General features: G+C 73.1%; 19 protein-coding genes and 1 riboswitch. Of the genes, 9 read left to right on the top strand and 10 right to left on the bottom strand.

The genetic code is table 11. The annotated features are described in order from the left end of the window. Positions 1-49: 49 nt before the first annotated feature. A complete protein-coding gene (locus ABZU52_RS26165) occupies positions 50-580 on the bottom strand; it encodes a GNAT family N-acetyltransferase (protein WP_354973615.1) in 531 nt (176 codons plus the stop codon). A gap of 224 nt (positions 581-804) precedes the next feature. Here ABZU52_RS26165 and ABZU52_RS26160 point away from each other — a divergent pair, with 224 nt between their 5' ends. The 3 genes from ABZU52_RS26160 (at position 805) to groL (ending at position 4,164) form a co-directional block, all read left to right on the top strand. Then, on the top strand, positions 805-1,008 hold the full coding sequence (locus ABZU52_RS26160; RefSeq protein ID WP_124815530.1) for a cold-shock protein: 204 nt from the start codon (positions 805-807) through the stop codon (positions 1,006-1,008). A gap of 96 nt (positions 1,009-1,104) precedes the next feature. Next, positions 1,105-2,271, top strand: a complete 1,167-nt coding sequence (locus ABZU52_RS26155) for a hypothetical protein (RefSeq protein ID WP_354973614.1) — start codon at positions 1,105-1,107, stop codon at positions 2,269-2,271. Positions 2,272-2,541: 270 nt separating this feature from the next. Continuing rightward, positions 2,542-4,164 (top strand): chaperonin GroEL, encoded by a 1,623-nt coding sequence (gene groL, locus ABZU52_RS26150; RefSeq protein WP_354973613.1) that lies wholly within the window; start codon positions 2,542-2,544, stop codon positions 4,162-4,164. Between the two features lie 56 nt (positions 4,165-4,220). On the opposite strand, the gene ABZU52_RS26145 is transcribed toward groL, so the two are convergent. The 3 genes from ABZU52_RS26145 to ABZU52_RS26135 form a co-directional block, all read right to left on the bottom strand. Further along, on the bottom strand, positions 4,221-4,469 hold the full coding sequence (locus tag ABZU52_RS26145) for a hypothetical protein (RefSeq protein WP_354973612.1): 249 nt from the start codon (positions 4,467-4,469) through the stop codon (positions 4,221-4,223). Between the two features lie 80 nt (positions 4,470-4,549). Further along, positions 4,550-5,485, bottom strand: a complete 936-nt coding sequence (locus ABZU52_RS26140; RefSeq protein ID WP_354973611.1) for a GNAT family N-acetyltransferase — start codon at positions 5,483-5,485, stop codon at positions 4,550-4,552. Positions 5,486-5,532: 47 nt separating this feature from the next. Beyond that, positions 5,533-8,178 carry a S8 family serine peptidase gene (locus ABZU52_RS26135; RefSeq protein ID WP_354973610.1) on the bottom strand — a complete coding sequence of 882 codons (2,646 nt, stop codon included), beginning with the start codon at positions 8,176-8,178 and terminating at the stop codon, positions 5,533-5,535. A gap of 311 nt (positions 8,179-8,489) precedes the next feature. Here ABZU52_RS26135 and ABZU52_RS26130 point away from each other — a divergent pair, with 311 nt between their 5' ends. Continuing rightward, positions 8,490-10,304 (top strand): glycerol-3-phosphate dehydrogenase/oxidase, encoded by a 1,815-nt coding sequence (locus ABZU52_RS26130; protein ID WP_354973618.1) that lies wholly within the window; start codon positions 8,490-8,492, stop codon positions 10,302-10,304. An 88-nt stretch (positions 10,305-10,392) separates the two neighbouring features. Then, positions 10,393-10,929: a hypothetical protein gene (locus ABZU52_RS26125; protein ID WP_354973609.1), complete on the top strand. Its 537-nt coding sequence runs from the start codon at positions 10,393-10,395 to the stop codon at positions 10,927-10,929. Between the two features lie 10 nt (positions 10,930-10,939). Here ABZU52_RS26125 and ABZU52_RS26120 read toward each other — a convergent pair whose 3' ends face one another. Then, positions 10,940-12,340 (bottom strand): FAD-linked oxidase C-terminal domain-containing protein, encoded by a 1,401-nt coding sequence (locus ABZU52_RS26120; RefSeq protein WP_354973608.1) that lies wholly within the window; start codon positions 12,338-12,340, stop codon positions 10,940-10,942. Between the two features lie 68 nt (positions 12,341-12,408). Between ABZU52_RS26120 and ABZU52_RS26115 the strand changes: the two genes are divergently transcribed. After that, positions 12,409-12,693 carry a DUF4031 domain-containing protein gene (locus ABZU52_RS26115; protein ID WP_354973607.1) on the top strand — a complete coding sequence of 95 codons (285 nt, stop codon included), beginning with the start codon at positions 12,409-12,411 and terminating at the stop codon, positions 12,691-12,693. On the opposite strand, the gene ABZU52_RS26110 is transcribed toward ABZU52_RS26115, so the two are convergent. Further along, positions 12,665-13,321: a metal-dependent phosphohydrolase gene (locus tag ABZU52_RS26110; RefSeq protein WP_354973606.1), complete on the bottom strand. Its 657-nt coding sequence runs from the start codon at positions 13,319-13,321 to the stop codon at positions 12,665-12,667. The genes ABZU52_RS26115 and ABZU52_RS26110 overlap by 29 nt on opposite strands. 139 nt (positions 13,322-13,460) lie before the next feature. Here ABZU52_RS26110 and ABZU52_RS26105 point away from each other — a divergent pair, with 139 nt between their 5' ends. Next, complete coding sequence (locus ABZU52_RS26105) at positions 13,461-14,663, top strand: FUSC family protein (protein ID WP_354973617.1); 1,203 nt, start codon at positions 13,461-13,463, stop codon at positions 14,661-14,663. Positions 14,664-14,684: 21 nt separating this feature from the next. Here ABZU52_RS26105 and ABZU52_RS26100 read toward each other — a convergent pair whose 3' ends face one another. After that, entirely contained in the window at positions 14,685-15,929 is a 1,245-nt protein-coding gene (locus tag ABZU52_RS26100) for an aminotransferase class V-fold PLP-dependent enzyme (RefSeq protein ID WP_354973616.1), read from the bottom strand. Positions 15,930-15,999: 70 nt separating this feature from the next. Continuing rightward, positions 16,000-16,120, bottom strand: a riboswitch (SAM riboswitch). Between the two features lie 23 nt (positions 16,121-16,143). On the opposite strand from ABZU52_RS26100, the gene ABZU52_RS26095 reads away from it, so the two are divergent. Further along, a complete protein-coding gene (locus ABZU52_RS26095) occupies positions 16,144-17,634 on the top strand; it encodes a PrsW family intramembrane metalloprotease (RefSeq protein ID WP_354973605.1) in 1,491 nt (496 codons plus the stop codon). Positions 17,635-17,638: 4 nt separating this feature from the next. On the opposite strand, the gene ABZU52_RS26090 is transcribed toward ABZU52_RS26095, so the two are convergent. Then, complete coding sequence (locus ABZU52_RS26090) at positions 17,639-17,806, bottom strand: hypothetical protein (protein WP_354973604.1); 168 nt, start codon at positions 17,804-17,806, stop codon at positions 17,639-17,641. Positions 17,807-17,899: 93 nt separating this feature from the next. After that, on the bottom strand, positions 17,900-18,238 hold the full coding sequence (locus ABZU52_RS26085; RefSeq protein ID WP_354973603.1) for a co-chaperone GroES: 339 nt from the start codon (positions 18,236-18,238) through the stop codon (positions 17,900-17,902). A 147-nt stretch (positions 18,239-18,385) separates the two neighbouring features. On the opposite strand from ABZU52_RS26085, the gene ABZU52_RS26080 reads away from it, so the two are divergent. Continuing rightward, positions 18,386-19,696 (top strand): AI-2E family transporter, encoded by a 1,311-nt coding sequence (locus ABZU52_RS26080; RefSeq protein WP_354973602.1) that lies wholly within the window; start codon positions 18,386-18,388, stop codon positions 19,694-19,696. 15 nt (positions 19,697-19,711) lie between these two features. Here ABZU52_RS26080 and ABZU52_RS26075 read toward each other — a convergent pair. Next, positions 19,712-20,498 (bottom strand): ATP-dependent DNA helicase (locus tag ABZU52_RS26075; protein WP_354973601.1); only part of this gene is annotated, 787 nt, incomplete at its 5' end.

Genomic DNA, 20,498 nt, shown 5'->3' with positions numbered 1-20,498 from the left:
CGCCGACCCGCCGCGCCGGCGCGGCGCGGCGGCGCGGAGGTTCTTCGGGTCAGGCGGGGCGGCGCATTTGTAGCTCGGTGAGGGCCGGGATGACGGGGTGCGGGACCCGTACGCCGGTGTCCTTGAAGCCCAGCCGCTGGTAGGCGCGGTAGGCGCGGTCGTTGCCGACCACCACCTCCAGCAGCAGCTCCGGTCGGCCGCAGGCTCGCGACCAGGCGGCCACCCCGTCGATCAGCTCGCCGACCAGGCCGCTGCCGCGCCAGGTCGGCGTGACGTAGACGGCGTAGATCACGGTCAGGCCGGGTTCGTTCGGGGCGGTCGTACCGCCGGCCTGCCCGACCAGCCGGCCGCCCGGGTCGGCGATGAACTGCGCGTTACTGGAACCGGCCGAGGTGTACGCGACCCGGGCGGCGAACTCCTTGTGCGGTCGGGCCGCCGCGTCCGCCAGGGTCTCCAGGAAGGCCAACGGCGCGTCGGCCAGCATCTCCAGGCGCAGCGCCCGCATCCGGGCGGCGTCCTCCGGCCGGACCCGGCGGATCTCCGCGAGCCGCAGGGCCGGCGAGCCCATGTCGGTGGTCATGTCCGCATGCCTACCACAGGGGTTGGACGCGGTTTCGTGAGCGGTTGGGACGCCCCGAAGTGTGTCCGATTTGTGGCCGTGCGCGGCCGTCACTCCTCGTGTAGCGTGCGATTTCGGTCACCTATTTAAATGGCGGTCATCGATCGCTGAGTCGGTGGTCCGAGGGTGCCCGGCCGTGCCGTGCACCGGGTCATGCACGCCGGGCAGAGTGAGGGAAGTGCACCGTGGCACAGGGCTCCGTGAAGTGGTTCAACGCCGAAAAGGGCTACGGCTTCATCGCCGTCGACGGCGGTCAGGACGTGTTCGTCCATTTCTCCGCGATCGAGATGGACGGTTACAAGGCGCTGGACGACGGCCAGCGGGTCGAGTTCGAGATCGCCCAGGGCCAGAAGGGCCCGCAGGCAGAGCACGTACGCGTCATCGGCTGAGCTTTCTGGCCGGCCGGCCCAAGTGAGTCGGGGCTGCGGCAGGGGCGCGCAGCCGGGAAGATCGTGAACCGTTCCAGCCGATGCCGAGGAGCGTTCATGACCGACCAGCCACCCCCACCCACTCCGTCCTCCGGGCCGGGGGAGCCGTCCGACTCGTCCTCGCCCGCCGGCAGCCCCGGCCACTCCGGTCCGCCGCCCGGCTGGGCGCCCGGTCTGCCTCCGGCTGGCCCACCCGCCGACCACGCCGGTCCACCGCCCGGCTGGGACCCCGCGCAGGGTGCCTGGGGTGCGGCCCCGCCGCCGCAGGGCTGGGCGTTTCCGCCCACCGGGGGCTATCCGCCCGGGTCGGGTCCCTACGGCGGGCAGCCGTGGTATCCGGGGCCGCCGGTCGGCTGGTACCCGGCGGGTTACGGGTTCGATCCGAACGACGCCCTGGTCACGCCGCCCGGTGCCGGCCTCGGCGGCTGGTTCAACCGGTGTGCGGGAGCGCTGCGCCGAGGCTGGCGGCAGTTGGTGCCGATCATGCTGCTCACCCAGGTGCTGCCGGCGGCGGTGCTCTCGGTGATCTCCCTCGGGCTGGACCCGTCGGCGAACTGGGCGGTTCAGGCCGAGTCGAGTCCGAGTCCGGCGCTGCCGGACAACTTCGCCACCGAGCTGCTGAACCTTCTGCTCGTGCTGGTCGGCGGCAGCCTGGTGGTCGGGTTGGTGCAGGCCGTCGGGTGGGCCGCCGGCACCTGGGTGATCACCCGGCAGGCGGCCGGTCAGCCGGCCGGCCTGGATGCGGCGCTGCGCTACGGCCTGCGTCGGGCGCTCGGGTTGTGGGGCTGGACTCTGTTGATCGGCCTGCTGATCGGCGTCGGCCTCTGCTTCTGCGTGCTGCCGGGCATCTACCTGGCCTTCGCGCTGAGCATGGCCGGCCCGGTCTATCTCTTCGAACGCCACAACCCGATCGGTCGGTCGTTCCGGATGTTCCACGACCGGCTCGGTCTGCTGCTCGGTCGGGTGGCGCTGGTGGCCCTGGCGGTGATCGTCGGCACCCTGATCCCCGGTGCCCTGGAGGGGGTGGGCACCTCCGCGCTCGGAACGGATCCGTTCGCCTCGGCGGGTACTGCCGCCGGGGCGGTGGTGGTGATCGCGATCACCGCCGTGCTGGCTCTGCCGGCGCACCTCGCCCAGATGATCGGTCTGCTGGTGACGTACGCCGAGCAGAGGGCCCATGAGGCGCCGGTGAACACTGCCGGACTGGCTGCGGAACTCGGCTGAGCGGCCCCATCGTGCTTGCACTCGGCAGGGGAGAGTGCTAAACAAGTCATTGGCACTCGCGTACCGTGAGTGCCAGCGGTCGGGACGGTGGGGCCAGGTTGCACCGGCGTGGAGACGCCGGGGCGGCACATGGCCGGTCGTCGCGGGCTATCCGGCCCGGCCGAAGGACGTCGTCGTCGCCTGGTGGCGACGTCCCAAGGTGCGTACACCAGGCGGCCCATCCGGGACACACACTCGGGTGGCCGTGAGTGTCCAGGAGGACAACGCCGTATGGCAAAGATGATCGCGTTCGACGAAGAGGCGCGCCGCGGCCTCGAGCGTGGCATGAACCAGCTCGCCGACGCCGTAAAGGTGACCCTCGGCCCGAAGGGCCGCAACGTCGTGCTCGAGAAGAAGTGGGGTGCCCCCACCATCACCAACGATGGTGTGAGCATCGCCAAGGAGATCGAGCTCGAGGACCCGTACGAGAAGATCGGCGCTGAGCTGGTCAAGGAGGTCGCGAAGAAGACCGACGACGTTGCCGGTGACGGCACGACGACGGCGACCGTCCTGGCCCAGGCCCTGGTTCGCGAGGGCCTGCGTAACGTGGCCGCCGGCGCCAACCCGATGGCCCTGAAGCGGGGCATCGAGGCTGCGGTCGCGAGCGTCTCGGAGGAGCTGTCCAAGCTCGCCAAGGACGTCGAGACCAAGGAGCAGATCGCCTCCACCGCCTCCATCTCCGCTGGCGACAGCACCGTCGGCGAGATCATCGCCGAGGCGATGGACAAGGTCGGCAAGGAAGGCGTCATCACCGTCGAGGAGAGCAACACCTTCGGGCTGGAGCTGGAGCTCACCGAGGGTATGCGCTTCGACAAGGGCTACATCTCGGCCTACTTCATGACCGACCCGGAGCGTATGGAGGCCGTCTTCGACGACCCGTACATCCTGATCGCCAACAGCAAGATCTCGTCGGTGAAGGACCTGCTCCCGATCCTGGAGAAGGTCATGCAGTCGGGCAAGCCGCTGCTGATCATCGCCGAGGACCTGGAGGGCGAGGCCCTCGCCACCCTGGTGGTCAACAAGGTCCGTGGCACCTTCAAGTCGGTCGCCGTCAAGGCGCCGGGCTTCGGTGACCGCCGCAAGGCCATGCTGACCGACATCGCCATCCTCACCGGTGGCCAGGTCATCAGCGAGGAGGTCGGCCTCAAGCTCGACGCCGCCAGCCTCGACATGCTGGGCCGCGCCCGCAAGGTCGTGGTGACCAAGGACGAGACCACCATCGTCGACGGTGCCGGTGACGGCGAGCAGATCCAGGGCCGGGTCAACCAGATCCGGGCCGAGATCGACAAGAGCGACTCCGACTACGACCGCGAGAAGCTGCAGGAGCGGCTGGCCAAGCTGGCCGGCGGCGTTGCGGTGATCAAGGTCGGCGCGGCCACCGAGGTCGAGCTCAAGGAGCGCAAGCACCGCATCGAGGACGCCGTTCGCAACGCGAAGGCCGCCGTCGAGGAGGGCATCGTCCCGGGTGGTGGCGTCGCGCTGGTGCAGGCCGGCAAGACCGCCTTCGACAAGCTCGACCTGGTCGGCGACGAGGCGACCGGTGCGAACATCGTCAAGGTCGCGCTGGACGCCCCGCTGCGGCAGATCGCCGTCAACGCCGGCCTTGAGGGCGGCGTCGTGGTGGAGAAGGTCCGTAACCTCGAAGCGGGTCACGGTCTCAACGCCGCCAACGGCGAGTACGTCGACCTGCTGGCCGCGGGCATCATCGACCCGGCCAAGGTGACGCGCTCGGCGCTGCAGAACGCCGCCTCCATCGCGGCGCTCTTCCTCACCACCGAGGCTGTTGTCGCGGACAAGCCGGAGAAGACCCCGGCTGCCCCGGCTGGCCCGGGTGGCGGGGACATGGACTTCTGAGTCCAGTTCCGACACCGAACGGGGCGGGCCGCTGACGCGGTCCGCCCCGTTCGTCGTCAGGTCGGCAGTGGGCGCTGGTTACGCCGTTTCTGCGCCCGGTTGTACGGCGGGAGCAGTTGGATCGGCGCGTCCACCATCTCCTGCGGCTCCTCGGCCACCGACGACTCACCGTCGGTGGTCATCTCGGCCAGTTGCTCGGCGTCGCCGTAGTCGAGCCGGTCGAACGGCAGTTGGCCGGGGAGTTCACCGACCGGTTTCCAGGTGATCGGCGGGCCGTCCTCGGTCTGGTTGTCATCCGTGGTCATGGCTGCCTCCTCTACCGGAAACGGTAGGGGGCGTCGATGGTCGGTGCTGGGCGAATGGATCTACGTCCTGTTTGCCCCAGTTACTTCATCGGTAGGGTCCGCCGGTACAGAAAGAAGACCCGCTCGATCCACGCGCCCGCGCTGCCCGAGTAGAACGGCACCGGCCCCACCCAGCCAATCTGTGCCCGGTCCAGCCCCGCCGTCCGCTGGTCGCGCAGGCAACGCCGCAGCAGTACCCCACCGATGCCCGACCCCTCCGCGGCCGGCGCGGTGCCCATCGGTCCGAACCAGCTCGGCCGGGACGACCCGTACGCGGCGAAGCCGAGCACCTCGCCGTCCCGCTCGGCCAGGTGGCAACCGGCGTCGGCGCGCCCCACCGACCCGGCCAACTCGCCATCCCAGGTGCCGCCGAAGGTGGACCTGGCGAACGCCGTGAGCATCGGCAGGTCGGCCGGCTCCGCCCGGCGTACGGTGACGCCCTGGTCGGCCAGTCGCCGCTCGGCCGCCTCGGTGGACCGCAGTGCCGGCGACCCGTCGTACGACAGGTCCGCGGTCATGTTCCAGGCGGTCCGGTCCTGCTGGTAGCCGAGCGCGAGGGCGGCGCAGACCGCCGGCGTGTAGCGGACGTCGATGCCCGGCCACGCGTAGTACGGCGGGTTCCCGGCCAGTAGCACCTCGGTCGCCCCACGCTCGGCGAGCACCCGCTCGGCCCGCTGGAGCAGCGCCCGGCCGACGCCTCGACGCCGCTGATCAGGGCGGACCGCGACCAGGTCCACGTGCCCGATCCCCGGCTCGGTCGACGACACCGAGCAGATCAGCACGCCGACCAGGTCCGCGCCCCGGTACGCGCCCAGCCCGACCACCGGCCGGTCGGCGGCGGCCCGGGGCCAGAGCACGTCCACGATGGACGCCGCCTCGGCGGCGTCCTCGGGCAGGTCGAGAGCCTGCTGGCAGAGCTGTACGACGCTGGGAACCAGGTCGGCGGTCAGCTCGGTGACGGTGATCTCGGCGTTCATGGTCGCCGACCCTAGATCACCGGGTGTCGGGTCGCACCCCCGCTCGACTACTGCTGGGCGGCGCGAACGGCGGCGTAGGCGTCGACCTGGCCGGCGCCGGTGACGTTCGACGGAGCACCGCAGGCGTCGGCGGGGCTGTCGGAGCGGTAGGTGGGCGTCGCCGCCGTGGCGGTGTCCCGGAGGATCTGCCGGGTCCGGGCCACGTCGCCGACCAGCGCCGGGTTGGCCGACCACATCAGCGCCACCACCCCGGCCACCTGCGGGGTCGCCATCGACGTGCCGTCCAGCGCGGCGTACGTGCCGCCCGGCATGGCGGACACCACGCCGACACCCGGTGCGAGCACGTCCGGCTTGCCCGTGCCACCCGGCACCGGCCCGCGCGAGGAGAACTCGGCGACCCGCCGGTGGTCGTCCACCGCGCCGACGGTCAGCACGTCCGCGTACGGGGCTGGCGGATCGTCGACGGACGCGCACCACGGGCCGGTGTTGCCCGCCGCGGCGACCACGAAGATCCCGGCGGCGTCCAGTGCGGCGGTTGCCGGCCGCAGAACCCGCTGGTCGCAACCCTCAATGGGCGGGCAGCCCCACGAGTTGGTCAGCACCTGCGGGGCGCGCTCCGGACGGCCCTCGGTGAACGGGTCGCCGCCGGCCGGGAAGGGCGCCAACATGAACTGGAGGCAGTCCAGGTAGTGCCCGGGGCTGCCGAGGTTGCGGTCCAGGTTGACGCAGCCCACCCACTGCGCGTCCGGTGCCACCCCGATGCCGTCCCGCCCCACCGCGCTGCCCACCGTGTGGGTGCCGTGCCCACCCTGGTCGGTCGGGCTCCGGGTGCCGTCCCACGGGTCGAACCAGGAGTCGTCCCCACCACGGAACCCGGCGCGTAGCGCCGGATGGCTGCCGTCCACCCCCGAATCGGAGCTGCCGACCACGATGCCCGTGCCGGTCACCCCGAGCTGGGACCACACCCGGTCGGCGCCGATCTGGCGGATGTTCCACTCCGGGCCGGTGGGCTTGGGCGCGTCGCCCCGGCTCTGCCCGGCCGGGGCCGGCAGCGGGCGCAGGCGCTGGCTGACCAGCACCCGGGCCACTTCCGGCCGGCGGGCCAGCCAGGCCCGTACCGCCGGGCCGCCGTCCACCTCGACCGCGTTGACCAGGTAGTACGACACCGGGTCGAGGCGCAGCCGGTTCACCTCCCGCAGCAGGTCGCCCTGGCTCTGCTCGGCGGTCGTCACGAGCCGCCGGTAGACCTCCGCCGCGCGGGCGTCCCGCCCGGCCCGGCCCGGCGCGCCGGCCGGAAGATCACTCAGGTCGGCCTGCGCGCGCAGCACCACGAACAGCCGCTCGCCGTACAGGCCCGGCTGGCCGGGGCCGAGGTCGACCACACCGAACGCCACCAGCAGCACCACCGCCGCCACGGCGGCGACCCGCCTGTTCGGGGTGCGGGCCGTCGGCCGGGCGAGCAGCACTGCGTACCCGATGGCGACCAGGACCGCGACGGCGAGCCCGACACCGGCGGCGGCCGCCACCCAGAACGGGACGTCCCGGGTGCCGACCAGCAGCAGAGTGATCTCTTCCGGGTCGGTGAAGGCCAGCGGGCCGAGCACGGTCAGGCCCACGAGCCAGCCGGTCGCCGTTCGGCCGGCACGGGTGGCCTCGGCCGGGTCGGCGGTCGGTCGCCAGGCCGCCGCCCAGAGCGCGGCCAGCGCGAAACCCGCCGGCGGCAGGATCAGCAGCGCGGGCAACTGCGCGCCGGACTGGCCGGTCCCGGCCGCGAGCAGCAGCAGCGCCACCCCGGCGACCAGGCCGCCGACCAGCACCAGCCGAGCCGGCCGGGGAGGTCGCCCAACCGCGAACGCGGACCAGAACGAGGCATCCAGCAGGGTCGCGGCCAGCAGCCCGAGCGCGGCGGCCGCCAGCAGCGCGAGTGCGGTCTCCAGGAGGCCGCCGAGCGCGCCCAGCCAGGCCCACGGCAGCAGTAGCGCCAAACCGGCGGCGACCGCGAGCAGCGGCACCGCGCCCAGCCGACGCAACCCCCGCTCCCGCCCTGCCGGCTCCGAGGTTCCGGCGGCCTCGGGCCGCGTGATGGCGTCGCCGGCCTCGGGCCGTGTGGTGGCGCCGGTGGTCTCGGGCCGTGCGGAATCGCCGGCGGCCTCGGGCCGTGCGGAATCGCCGGTGGCCTCGGGCCGTGCGGGGTCGCCGGTGGCCTCGGGCCGCGTGGTGGTGCCGTCCCCGGTGGGTTCTGGGCCGCCGGCTGGGCCAACCAGCCCGGGGTACGCCCACCGGCGTGCCGACCAGCGCACGGCGACCGCGCTGAGGGCCGCCACGCCGGCCAACGCGGCGAGGTACGCCTCGTGGTGCACCGGCGGCACGACCCGCAGCAGGGTGAGCAACCCGAGGGCCAGTGCCCCGATCAGCCAGGCCCGGCCGGTGGCCCGGACCGCGGCCGACCGGGGTAGCACGGCGAGCAGCAGGGCGGGTGTGCCCACCAGCACGACGGTGGCCAGGCCGAGCAGCGGCCAGAGCCAGCCGAGCCGGTCCCGTCCGAAGCCCAGCAGCACCTGGTCGGTGAGCCAGCCACCGGTCTGGGTGCCCACGGTGACCGCGACCGTCCAGCAGCCGACCAGCACGGCCGCGACGACCGGCCACGGGGAATGGCGAGCGCTGACTCCGGGGTGCCCAGGCTGACCTTGCATCCGGAAACCTTACGACCACGACGAACGGTTTCGAACCGACCGCCGCCTCCCGGGGCTCCGAAGAATCGTGCAGATCTTGGACAGTTTCCGTTAGCAGATGACGGAAACTGTCCAAGATCTCCGGCCGGTCGGCCTGCGTGGTGGCGCGGGCGACGGCCGGTCGGCCGGCGTGGTGACGCGGGCGACGGTCGGTCGGCCTGCGTGGTGGCGCGGGCGACGGCCGGTCAGTGCAACGGGGGGCAGCCCGGGGCGGGCGGCGAATGTCGACACGGTGGCACGGCGGTTACGGTGGACAGGTGCGCGACCCCAATATCTCCCGATCCGTCGCCGGTCAACTCTCACCGGTCCGCCGTGCGTCCGACCTGCGTCGACTGCGTGCCGAGCGCTTCGATGTGCTGGTCATCGGCGGTGGGGTGACCGGTGCCGGTGCCGCCCTGGACGCGGCGTCCCGGGGCCTGAAGGTGGCGCTGGTCGAGGCGCGTGACCTTGCCGCCGGCACCTCCAGCCGCTCCAGCAAACTCATCCACGGCGGCCTGCGCTACCTGGAGCAGTTGGAGTTCCACCTGGTCCACGAGGCGCTCACCGAGCGCGGCCTGCTGGCCACCCGGCTCGCGCCGCACCTGGTCCGCCCGGTGCCGATCATGGTGCCGCTGCCGGCCGGGCGGGGCCTGCGGGACCTGCCGGCCCGGGTCTTCCGCCGCTCGTACTACGGCGCCGGGGTGGCCGCGTACGACGCCTTCGCCGGGGTCTTCGGCGGGGGCCGGGGCATGCCCCTGCACCGCCACCTGACCCGGGAGGGCGCCCGGCGGATCTTCCCGAGTCTGCGGGCCGACGCGCTGGCCGGGGCGATCCGTTACTACGACGGGCAGGTCGACGACGCCCGGCTGGTGGTCACCCTGGCCCGCACCGCGGCCAGCCTCGGCGCCACGGTGGTGAGCAGTGCCCGCGCCGTCGGGTTGATCCGGCAGGCGCGCGAGGTGACCGGCGTACGGGTCCGCGACCTGGAGGCGCCGCCGGGCTCGCCGGACGCGGAGTTCGAGGTGCAGGCCCGCACCGTCATCGCCGCCACCGGCGTGTGGAGCGACGACATGTCCCGGATGCTCAACGACGTGGGCCTGCGGCCCGGCGTCCGGGTGCGCGCCTCCAAGGGGGTGCACCTGGTGGTGCCCCGCTCGGCGATCACCGGTGAGACGGGGCTGATCCTGCGTACGGCGAGTTCGGTGCTCTTCGTCATCCCGTGGGGCGGGCACTGGATCATCGGCACCACGGACACCGACTGGCGGCTGGACCGCTCCCACCCGGCCGCCTCGGCCCGCGACATCGACTACATCCTCCAGCAGGTCAACACCGTGCTGGACCGACCACTGACCACCGCTGACATCGAGGGGGTGTACGCGGGGCTGCGGCCGCTGCTGGCCGGCGAGGCCGACTCGACCTCGAAGCTCTCCCGTGAGCACGCCGTCTTCGAGCCGATGCTCGGGTTGCTGCTGGTCGCCGGTGGCAAGTACACGACGTACCGGGTGATGGCGTCCGACGTGGTCGACCGGGCCGCTCGCCGGCTCGGTGGCGCCCGCGCGTCGCGCACCGCCGACCTGCCGCTGCTCGGCGCGGACGGGTACCCGGCGATGTGGCGGGACCGGGCCGACCTGGCGCGCCGGCACGGCGTGCCGGTGGGCGTGGTGGAGCACCTGCTGGAGCGGTACGGCACCCTCACCCTGGACCTGCTGGCGCTGGTGGATGCCGATCCACTGCTGGCGTCCCCGCTGGCCGGTGCTCCGGAGTACCTGGCGGCGGAGGTCGCCTACGCGGCGCGGGCCGAGGGTGCGCTGCACCTGGAGGACGTGCTGACCCGGCGGACCCGGATCTCGTTCGAGACGAGCCACCGAGGGCTGGAGTCGGCCGAGCACACCGCCGAGCTGATGGGCGCGGTGCTGGGTTGGGACGCGGCCACCCGGGCACGCGAGGTCGAGCACTACCGCGCCCGGGTGGAGGCGGAGCGGCAGTCCCAGTTGATGCCGGACGACGTGGCGGCGGACGCGGCCCGGCTGGGCGCTCCGGACGTCCGGGGTTACGCGGCCGACCGGGGCGACGACGACCAGGCGGAGCTGCGCCCGTCCGCTAGGTGACGAATTGCGACGTTACCGATGGGTAACCATCGATACCAGCCCGGATGGTGGTTTCGAACGCTACCTACGGTGGGGTAGGTTTCCGCCCGTGCTACCCCGCGCGCGCCCTCGTCTGCTCGTACCCCTGCTCGCTGTCGTGCTCGTCGGCGCCCTGACCGGGTGCTCGCTCTTCGAGCGGGACAAGCCGAGGACCCCGGTGGCGCAACCGACCGCCGGCACGGCGGGTGGCAGCTCGCAGTTGGAGATCCCCACCACCGTCGCCGCCGGTCAGGTCAGCCTGCTCCAGCGGCTCGGCGAAGACGGGCCGATGCGCACCCTCAGCGTCGAGCGCAACGGCGCGTGGCAGTGCATCGACTGCGCCGGGGACGGCGTGACCTCCCGGGGCACCCTCGCACCGGAGCTGACCGAACGGCTCCAGGTGCTGCTCGCCAACCCGGCGCTGGCCGCCGAGACCGATCAGGCCCGGCGGTACCGGACCACCTGCATCGACGCGCTGACGTCCAGCCTCATCACCTCGGCCGGGCTGATCACCTCGCAGGACTGCCCGGGTGAGGAACTGACGCCGGTCGCCGGGGAGATCCTGCTGCTGCTCACCCAGGCCACCCCGGCCGAGGTCAAGGGCTGACCGCAGCCGGTCAGAGCACCTTGCCCGGGTTGAGCAGGCCGGCCGGGTCGAGCGCCGACTTGATCGCCTGATGCACCCGGACGCCGACCGGCCCGATCTCCCGGGCCAGCCAGTCCCGTTTGAGCAGCCCCACCCCGTGCTCGCCGGTGCACGTGCCGCCCAGATCCAGGCCGAGCCGCATGATCTCGTCGAACGCCCGCCGGCCCCGTTGCACGCTCGCCGGGTCGGCCCGGTCGACCACGATGTTCGGGTGCATGTTGCCGTCCCCGGCGTGCCCCACCACGCCGATCGGCACCTCGCACTCGGCCGCGATCCGGGCGACCCCGTCCAGGAGCTCGGCGAGTGCGCCGCGCGGCACCGCCACATCGTCGATCACCAGACCGCCGTTGCCGCCCGGGTAGGTGTCCGCCGCGAACTTCTCCATGGCCGGGTGGGCCAACCGGCGAGCCTGGAGCAGCGCCGCCGCCTCCACCGCGTCGGTGGCCGCGTAGACCTCGTCGGCGCCGACGGCCTCGCACACCTCGGCCAGCACGGCCAGGTCGTCCGCCGCCCGGGTGCCGGTGTCGGCGGCGGCCAGCAACAGGGCCTGCGCGTCGGTCCGCAACCCCATCGGCTGGTACGCCTCGATCGCCCGCAGGTGGGTCTGGTCCAGCAACTCCAGCAGGCTGGGGGTGAGCCCGCGAGCCGCGATCTCGGCCACCGCCGCGCCGGCCGTGGCGGTGGATCCGAAGACCGCCACCAGGGTCAGCGAGTCGGCCGGGGCGGGCCGCAGCGCCACGGTCACCTCGGTGATCACGCCGAGGGTGCCCTCCGAACCGACGAACAGTCGGGTCAGGTCGTACCCGGCCACCCCCTTGGCCGTACGTCGGCCGGTGCGCAGCACCTCGCCGGAGGCGAGCACCACCTCCAGGCCGAGCACGTACTCGGTGGTCACGCCGTACTTCACACAGCACATGCCGCCGGCGTTGGTGGCCACGTTGCCGCCGATGGTGGACGACTCCCAGGAGCCCGGGTCCGGCGGATACCAGAGGCCCTCCTTGGCCACCGCCCCGGCCAGCGCCGCGTTGACCACCCCGGGTTGGACCACCGCTATCCGGCTCACCGGGTCGATCTCCCGGATCTCGTTCATCGCGACGGTGCTGAGCAGCACCGCGCCGTCCACCGCGTTCGCCGCGCCGGCCAGCCCGGTCCGCGCGCCCTGCGGCACCACCGGTACGCCGTGCCGCGCCGCCGCCTGGACCACGGCGACCACCTGCTCGGTGGTGCGTGGGCGGGTCACCACCAGTGGCATGCCGGCGGCGCACAGGTCGGCCTCGTCCCGCTGGTGCGTGCGCAGCAGGTCCGGGTCGGTGAGCACGGCGTCGGCACCGAGCGCGGCGCGCAGGTCATCGAGGAGCGCGGTGGGGCCCATGCAGCCGAGGTTAGGTCGCCGACGGGCGATCATCAACATGATCGACTGCGCGGGATAACTTGGGCACCATGCTCTACCTGGACCGGCCGGCCTGGCCGTGGCGAGGTCGGCTCTGGTCACACCTGATCAGTGACGTGTCGTACGCCGAGCTGCACGCCTTCGCCGAGGCGCTCGGCGCGCCCCGGCGCGGCTTCGACCGGGACCACTACGACATTCCGGCCGACCGGTTTTCGGCGGCGGTGTGGCTCGGCGCCCAGGTGGTGCCGAGTCGGGAGCTGGTCCGGTTGCTCCGCGCCGCCGGCCTGCGTCGGCCGAAGCACCTGGTCAGCCCGCGTTCCCCGGCTCCCCGGTGAGGGTGGCCAACTCGCGGCGCACGTTGTCTCGGGCGGGTTCTTCCCATTGCCTCGTCAGCGGTGGCAACCGGAACAGCGCGGGCAGCGCCAGCAGGCCGGTCAACACGGCGGCCCGTCCAGCCCGGAAGGCCGGCTCCGGCACATGGGCGTACTCCCGGCGGATCGCCGCCGCGTAACGCTCGTAACGGGCTGGCGGCGCGGCCAGCACGGCCAGGTCGGCATCGCAGAGCAGCGCGCCGTCCCGGTCGCCGGGCGTCACCGCGTGCCCGGCGGTGAGCAGCACCAGTCGGCGTACCTCGGCAACCGTTGTCGCCGGCACCCCGAGCCCGGTGAGCACGCTCTCGGCCAGTGCGGCGCTGTCCCGTTCGTTGGCGTCGCCAGCGGCCCGGGGCTGGTAGACCGCGTCGTGGAACCAGGCCGCCAGCCGGACCACGTCGGCCCGAGCGGCCAGGTCGGCGTGCTGGTCCACCAGATCGAGCACCGTCGTCAGGTGGGCCAGCGTGTGATAGTGCCGGTGCGGTTCCTTCCACCTGGCGATCAGCTTCTCCCCGGCCCGGGTGGTGTCCGGGTCGGGCCTCGCGCCGGCATTCCGGGCCACCGCCCGCCACCGGTCCAACAGATCAACCACCGCCCGAGTCTGCCGCATCCGCTCGCGACGCGCGGGAAGGGAGGATTCAGCGGGCACACCACGGGTAGTCGCGCCCATGGCCGGGGCGCGGGACAAGCGACAGCCGATCGTGCGACGTACCGCGCTGCGCGAAGGGCTGGTGGACATCGACGGCGCGCGGGTCGCCGAGGCCACCGAACAGCTGCGCCATCGCGGCCGGGCCACCCTGCACGACCGGCTGCACCGGGTACGGATGGCCGGCGGGCTCGCCGTGCAGGCCGGCCTGGCGGCCGGGCTGGCGTACTTCGTCTCGCACCGGCTGCTCGGCAACCCGCAACCGGTCTTCGCGCCGATCTCCGCGGTCGGCACCCTGGCCGCGTCGGTGGGCCAGCGGTTCCGCCGGACCGTGGAGTTGATCGTCGGGGTGGGAGTCGGGGTGGGCATCGGCGACCTCCTGATCTACCTACTCGGCACCGGGGCGTGGCAGCTCGGCCTGGTGGTCACTGTGGCGATCCTGCTCACGATCTTCGCCGGGGCGAGTGTCGCGATCGTCATTCAGGCGGCGGCCACGGCGGTGCTGATCGTGACGCTGAGCCCGTCGACCCAGAACCTGGAGATCCCCCGCTTCATCGACGCGTTCCTCGGGGGTGGGATCGCGTTGCTGGTCACGGCGGTGCTGCTGCCGTTGAACCCGCTCCGGGTGATCAACCGGGCGGCCCGACCCGCCCTGGACCTGCTCGCCGCCCAACTCGACACCACCGCCGACGGGCTGCGCAGCCGAGATCGGGCCACCATCCAGCGCGCACTTGATCGGCTCCGAAACAACAAGGACGAACTCAACACGTTGGGCGAGGCGATCGAGGGGGCGAAGGAGACCGCCACCCTCTCCCCGGCCCGCTGGCACCGCCGCGACGAGCTGACCCACTACGCGGAGGCGGCCGATCCCATCGACCGGGCGATGCGCAACAGCGGCACGCTGATCCGCCGGTCGGTCACGCTCATCGAGGACGAGGAACCGGTACCCGATCCGATGCCGGACGCGATCGGCCACCTCGCCGAGTCGGTCCGGCTGCTCAAGCACGAGTTCGCTGTCGGCGAGGAGCCGCAGAAGGCTCGGGAACGGTCGCTGCGGGCGGTCAGCGAGGCCGGCCGGGCGTACGGCGACGGGGTGGGCTTCTCCGGCAGCGTGGTGATCGCCCAGATCCGTACCACGGCGAGCGACCTGCTGGTCGCCTCCGGGATCGAGCAGGAGGAGGCGAACCGGTGGATCCGCACCGCCTTCGGGGAGCAGTCACGCCCGGTCGGTGAGCCCGCCGAGCCCGGCGAGGCGCCGAAGCCACCCACCGCCCCGCCGGTCGGTTGAGCGAAGGCCGCCGGCCGGGCCTCAGCCCAGCTCGGCCAGCGCCGCGAGCAGCCGGTCCACCTGGGCGGCCGTGCTGCCCAACCCGATGCTGGCGCGCAGCGCGGTGGGCGGCAGGTCCCGTCGGCCGGTACGCTCCGCCGCCTCGCTGAGCAGACGCCGGGCCAGCGGGTGGGCACAGAACAACCCGTCCCGTACGCCGATGTGGTGCTCGGTGGCCAGTCGCGCGGCCACCTCGGTGGAGTCCCAACCGGCGACCACGAACGAGACGATGCCGACCCGGGGCGTGTCCGGGCCGAAGGTACGCAGCTCGACGACGTGCGGCAGGCCGGCCAGGCCGGTCCGCAGCCGGGCCAGCAGGGCCTGCTCGTGGGCGGCCAGCGCGGCCCGGTCCGCGTCGTCGAGCGCCGCGCACACCGCCGCCAGCGCAACCGCGCCCAGCAGGTTCGGGGTGCCGCCCTCGTGTCGCGCCGGGCCGGTCGCCCAGGTCACGTCGTGGGTGGCTGGCCCGACGTGGCTGGTGGCGCCACCACCGGCCAGGTACGGCGGGGCGGCGTCCAGCCAGTCCGCCCGGCCGATCAGCACGCCCGCACCGAACGGCGCGTACAGCTTGTGGCCGGACACCGCCAGGTAGTCGACGTCGAGCGTGTGCCTGTCGACCGGGGCGTGCGGGGCGAGCTGCGCGGCGTCGAGCACGATCCGGGCACCGTGCCGGTGGGCCACCCGGGCCAGTTCGGCGACCGGCCACCGCTCACCTGTCACGTTGCTCGCACCGGTCACCGCGACCAGCACCGGCAGCGCCGGGCTGCTGCTCCGGCGCAGCTCGGTGAGGGCGGCGGCGAGATCGCGTACCGCCCCGTCGGGGTCGCTGGGCACCGGCAGCCGCACCGACCCGCGCGGCCAGGGCAGCAGATTGGCGTGGTGCTCGCCGGCGAACGTGACGACAGTGGTGCCGGCCGGCACGGCCCGCGCCAGCAGGTTGAGCGCGTCCGTCGTGTTGCGGGTGAAGATCACGTGATCGTCGGCGCGAGCGCCGAAGTGGTCGCCGATGGTCTGCCGGGCCTGCTCGTAGGCGAGGGTGCAGCGCCGCGACAGCGCTCCCGCTCCGCGATGCACGCTGGCGTACCAGGGCAGCAGCTCGGCCACCGCGTCGGCGGCGGCCCGCGCGCACGGCGCGGTGGCCGCGTAGTCCAGGTTGATCTCGCCGGGCACGCCGAGGACGTCGAGCGGCGCGGACGGCGCCGACGACACGGTGGGCACTGTGGGCAGCGAGGGGACGAGAGTGACGGACACGCCGGAACCTCCGGGGTCAGGGACCCCGGGTGCGACATCGGGACGGGGTCCGCGCTTGCCCAGCACACCGATCGGGCTGGGCCCGGTCATCACCCGGGGCACCCCACCGCGAACTCGACGAGGGTTGCCGGCCAGCAAGCCGGGGCTTGACGCTGGCGCTCGTGACCTGCCGGCAGCATAGCGGCTGCCGATGCGGCCGAACCAGCCGGCAACGGATGGCTACGCTGACCGCATGGCCGACACCCCGCCCGGTTCACCGCTGCCGTCGTCGCCCGCCGCCCCGCCTGCGCCCGCCGCCCCGTCCGTCGGCGAGGCGCCCCGGATGCCGCGGCGCCGCCTGGGCTGGCGGCGGTTCCTGGCGCTGGCCGGGGTGGTGCTGTTCATCGCGGCGTGCGCGGTGTTCATGGTCTTCACGCTCGGCCAGTCGCTCGGTGCGCAGGCCCTGCTGATCGGGGTGGTCGCCGCCATCCTGCCGGTGCCGGTGCTGGTCGCCTGCTTCCTCTGGCTGGACCGGTACGAACCGGAGCCGCTGAAGTACCTGATCTTCTGCTTCGCCTGGGGGGCGTTCGTCTCCACCGCCGCCTCGCTCACCGTGAACGACTTCGCGGCCAACCGTTTCGCCGACTGGGGTCTGCCGTCCGCGCTCACCGGGGTGCTGGTGGCGCCGTTCATCGAAGAGCTGACCAAGGCGTTGGGCCCGATCCTGCTGCTGGTGTTCCGGCGCCGCGAGTGGTCCGGGATCACCGACGGCCTGGTCTACTGCGGGCTCTCCGCGGTCGGCTTCGCGATGGTGGAGAACATCCTCTACCTGGGCGGCTTGGGGTACGCGTCCGGCGCCGACCGGTACGGCCCGGCCACCGGCATCCAGCAGGTCATCGCGATCTTCATCCTGCGGATCCTGCTGTTCGGGTTCGCCCATCCCCTTTTCACCTCGATGACCGGTGTGGGGCTGGGGATCGCCTCCCGGACGGCCGACCGGCGCATCCGGGTGCTCGCCCCGATCGCCGGCCTGCTGCTGGCGATGATGCTGCACGGCACGTGGAACCTGCTGCCCACGCTGACCCAGGCCACCGGCGAGGCCATGATCATGCTGTACGGGTTCCTGGGCCTCATGGTGCCGGTCTTCTTCGGCACGGTGGGGTTGGCGCTGTGGCTGCGCGCCTGGGAGGGCAGGCTCACCGAGCGGGCCCTGCCCGACTACGTACGGGCCGGCTGGCTCAGCCCACCCGAGGTGGCCGCGCTGAGCAGTCTCGGCAGGCGGCACGCGGCCCGTAGCTGGGCGCGACGGGTGGCCGGCGACGCCGGGGTGCGGGCGATGCGGGGTTACCAGTCCGCCGCCACCCGGCTGGCCCTGCTGCGCGACGGGACGCTGCGCGGCCTGGACCGCAAGCCCGCCGACCAGGAGCGGACCGCTCGCGAGGAGCGGGAGCTGCTGGACGCGATCAGCGCGTACCGGACGTTCTTCGTCGGTCGGGACCCGCAGGCCCCGGCGGGGGTCTGGGACGGCAGCCGCTATCTGCTGCGTTTCCCGGACGGTACGCAGCGCCCGGTGGACGCGCCGGACGAGCCGGTGGTGCCGATCCCGGTGGTGCTGGCTCCCGCCCCGGCCCCGGTCGGGTACGCCCCGCCCGGCTGGCCCGGCCCGCGCGCGGCGCCGCCCTGGCCGCCGACGCACCCCTGACGGCTCAGGTCATCAGGGAGGTGAGGAAGTCACCGAAGCCCTGGAACATCGCCATCAACGCGCCCCCGATCGTCTTGAACATCTGCGCGGCGCCGTTCGGCCGGAAGGCCACGAAGTAAATCAGGAACGCGACAAAGCCCCAGGTCAAAAGCTTCTTCACGAATACCGGCATCGTCCCTCCCCAGGGCCACGGTCGCCGGATGGCTTCCCGTCGTGCGGCCGGGCAAACGGTGCGCGACGGGGCCTGGTGGCCGGGGGAGGTGCGTCAGAGGTAGAGGCCGGTCGAGTCGTTCTCGATCCGCTCGGCGGCCACGGCGTGCACGTCGCGCTCGCGCAGCAGCACGTAACCGCGGCCGTGCAGCTCGACCTCCGAGCGGTCGTCCGGGTCGAAGAGCACCCGGTCGCCGGAGACGATGGCGCGGACGTTCGGCCCCACCCCGACGGCGGTGGCCCAGGCGAGGCGTTTGCCGACCGCGGCGGTCGCCGGAATGACGATGCCGGCGGTGGAGCGGCGTTCGCCCTCGCTGCCCTCCATCCGCACCAGCACGCGGTCGTGCAGCAGGCGGATCGGCAGGCCGGTGTCCAAATCGTTGTCGGCGGTCACGCCGCAGACGCTACCGTGTGGCCGACGGTGGTTACGCCGGTGGTGGTCGGGGCATTGTGTGGCTGAACTGCCCTACGGTGTCGGGAACGGACGTATGCTGTCCGACCTGTCGTCGTGGGCGGGCCGGGTTTCTGCCAGGAGGTGCGCTTGAGCCGCTTCGAGCGGGTACGTGGGCGGCTTCGCCGCGCCTACCAGTCACGACAGGAGTCGGCGCCGACCGACGAGGGCGCATCGAGTGAAGCGCTGAACGACGTGTCGGAGGAGGCCCGGGTGGCGTCGCCGGCAGTTCCTGGGCCGGCCGCGCTGCCGAGCGCCTCGGTCTACGGCGCCGAACCTCCGGTGGACCGGCACAGCTCCACCTCCAGTCGGGACGACGCCGATGTTCCGCACGGGCTGCGGATCGCCGCCGCGTGGTGTTGGCGACTGATCGTGATCGGCGTGGTGGCCTGGGCCCTGCTGCGGATCGTCGGCACCATCAAGATCGTGATCATTCCGCTGGCCATCGCGCTGCTGCTCTCCGCGCTGCTCGCCCCGGCGGTGGGCTGGCTCTTGCGGGCCCGGTTCCCCCGGTCGCTGGCCACGGCGGTGGTGCTGGTCGGCGGTCTGGCCGCGGTGATCGGCACGCTGACGCTTGTGGTCAACGAGTTCATTCGCGGTGTACCGGAGCTGAGCGCCAAGTCGTCGGAGGGGGTCCGGCAGATCCAGAACTGGCTGAAGACCGGCCCGCTGCACCTCTCGGACACCCAGCTCGACCGCTACATCGAGGAGGCGCAGTCCTGGATCAACAACAACACCTCGAGGTTCACCAGCGGCGCGCTGAGCACCGCCGCGACGCTGGCCGAGGTGCTGACCGGCACGCTGCTGGTCCTCTTCGCGACGTTCTTCTTCCTGCGTGACGGCAACCGGATCTGGCGCTTCCTGGTCCGGCTGCTGCCGGTGGCGGCCCGGTGGAAGGTCGACGACGCGGGCCGCGCCTCCTGGCAGACGCTTGTCGCCTACGTCCGCGCGACAGTGCTTGTCGCCTTCATCGACGCGGTCGGCATCGGCATCTTCCTGGTCGCCTTCGACATCCCGTTCGCCTTCCCGCTGGCCGCGCTGGTCTTCCTGGGCGCGTTCATTCCGATCGTCGGTGCGGCGCTCTCCGGCGGGGTGGCGGTGCTGGTGGCCCTGGTCGACAGCGGCCCGGTCACCGCGTTGATCATCCTGGGCGCGGTGATCGGCGTGCAGCAGATCGAGGGTCACGTGCTGCAACCGCTGATCATGGGCCGGGCGGTCGCCCTCCACCCGCTCGCCGTGATCATCGGTATCGCCGCCGGTGTCGTACTCGCCGGCATCACCGGCGCGCTGGTCTCCGTGCCGCTCATCGCGGTGCTGAACACCGCGGTCCGTCGGCTTGCCGCCCGCCGGGTCCCGGACACCCCGCCCGACGCCGTGGTGGTCGCCGCCCAGGCCCCCTAGGCGGCGCGGCGCGGGTCAGGACTTGGCCAGGCGTTCCAGGGCGCCGCGGGCCACCTCGGGGCGGGTCGTGTACCAGAACGGCGGCAGCGAGCGGCGCAGGAACGGCCCGTACCCTCGGGCCGTCTCCAGCCGGGAGTCGAGCACCGCGACCACGCCCTTGTCGCCGGTCGCCCGGATCAACCGGCCCACGCCCTGCGCCAGCCGCACCGCCGCGATCGGCACGCTGACCGCCGCGAAGCCGGAGCCGCCGCCCGCGTCCACGGCCGCCGCGCGGGCAGCCGCCAGCGGTTCATCCGGGCGGGGGAAGGGCAGCCGGTCGATGACGACGAGCTGGCAGGCGTCACCAGGCACATCCACGCCCTGCCAGAGCGACATCACCCCGAACAGGCAGCTGGCGCGCTCCTCGCGGAAGCGACGCACCAACAGCGGCAGCGCCTCCTCACCCTGGAGCAACACCGGCAGGTCGGTCCGCGCCCGCAACAGCTCCGCCGCCTGCTGCGCGGCCCGCCGGGAGGAGAAGAGCCCGAGAGTACGACCACCGAGCGCCTCGACCAGCCCGAGCAGCTCCTCTCCGGCGGCCTCGGGCAGCCCGGAGACGCTGGGGCGGGGAAGGTGCGCGGCGACGTACAGGATGCCCTGCCGGGCGTAGTCGAACGGCGAACCGACGTCGAGTGACCGCCACCCGGGGCCCTCGGTGGCCGGTACGACGGCGTTCGGGCTGACGTCGCCGGCGAGGCGACGGCCTGGCGTCTCGGCGGCCGGACGGCCCGGGCCGGTGCGGGCGGCCAGCGCGGCGGCGGCG

Origin of the sequence: Micromonospora sp. NPDC005220 (genome assembly GCF_040607895.1) — a bacterium.
Taxonomy (GTDB): domain Bacteria; phylum Actinomycetota; class Actinomycetes; order Mycobacteriales; family Micromonosporaceae; genus Micromonospora.
Note: the sequence above shows the minus strand (reverse complement) of the source record. Positions and strands in the feature narration are given on the sequence as shown.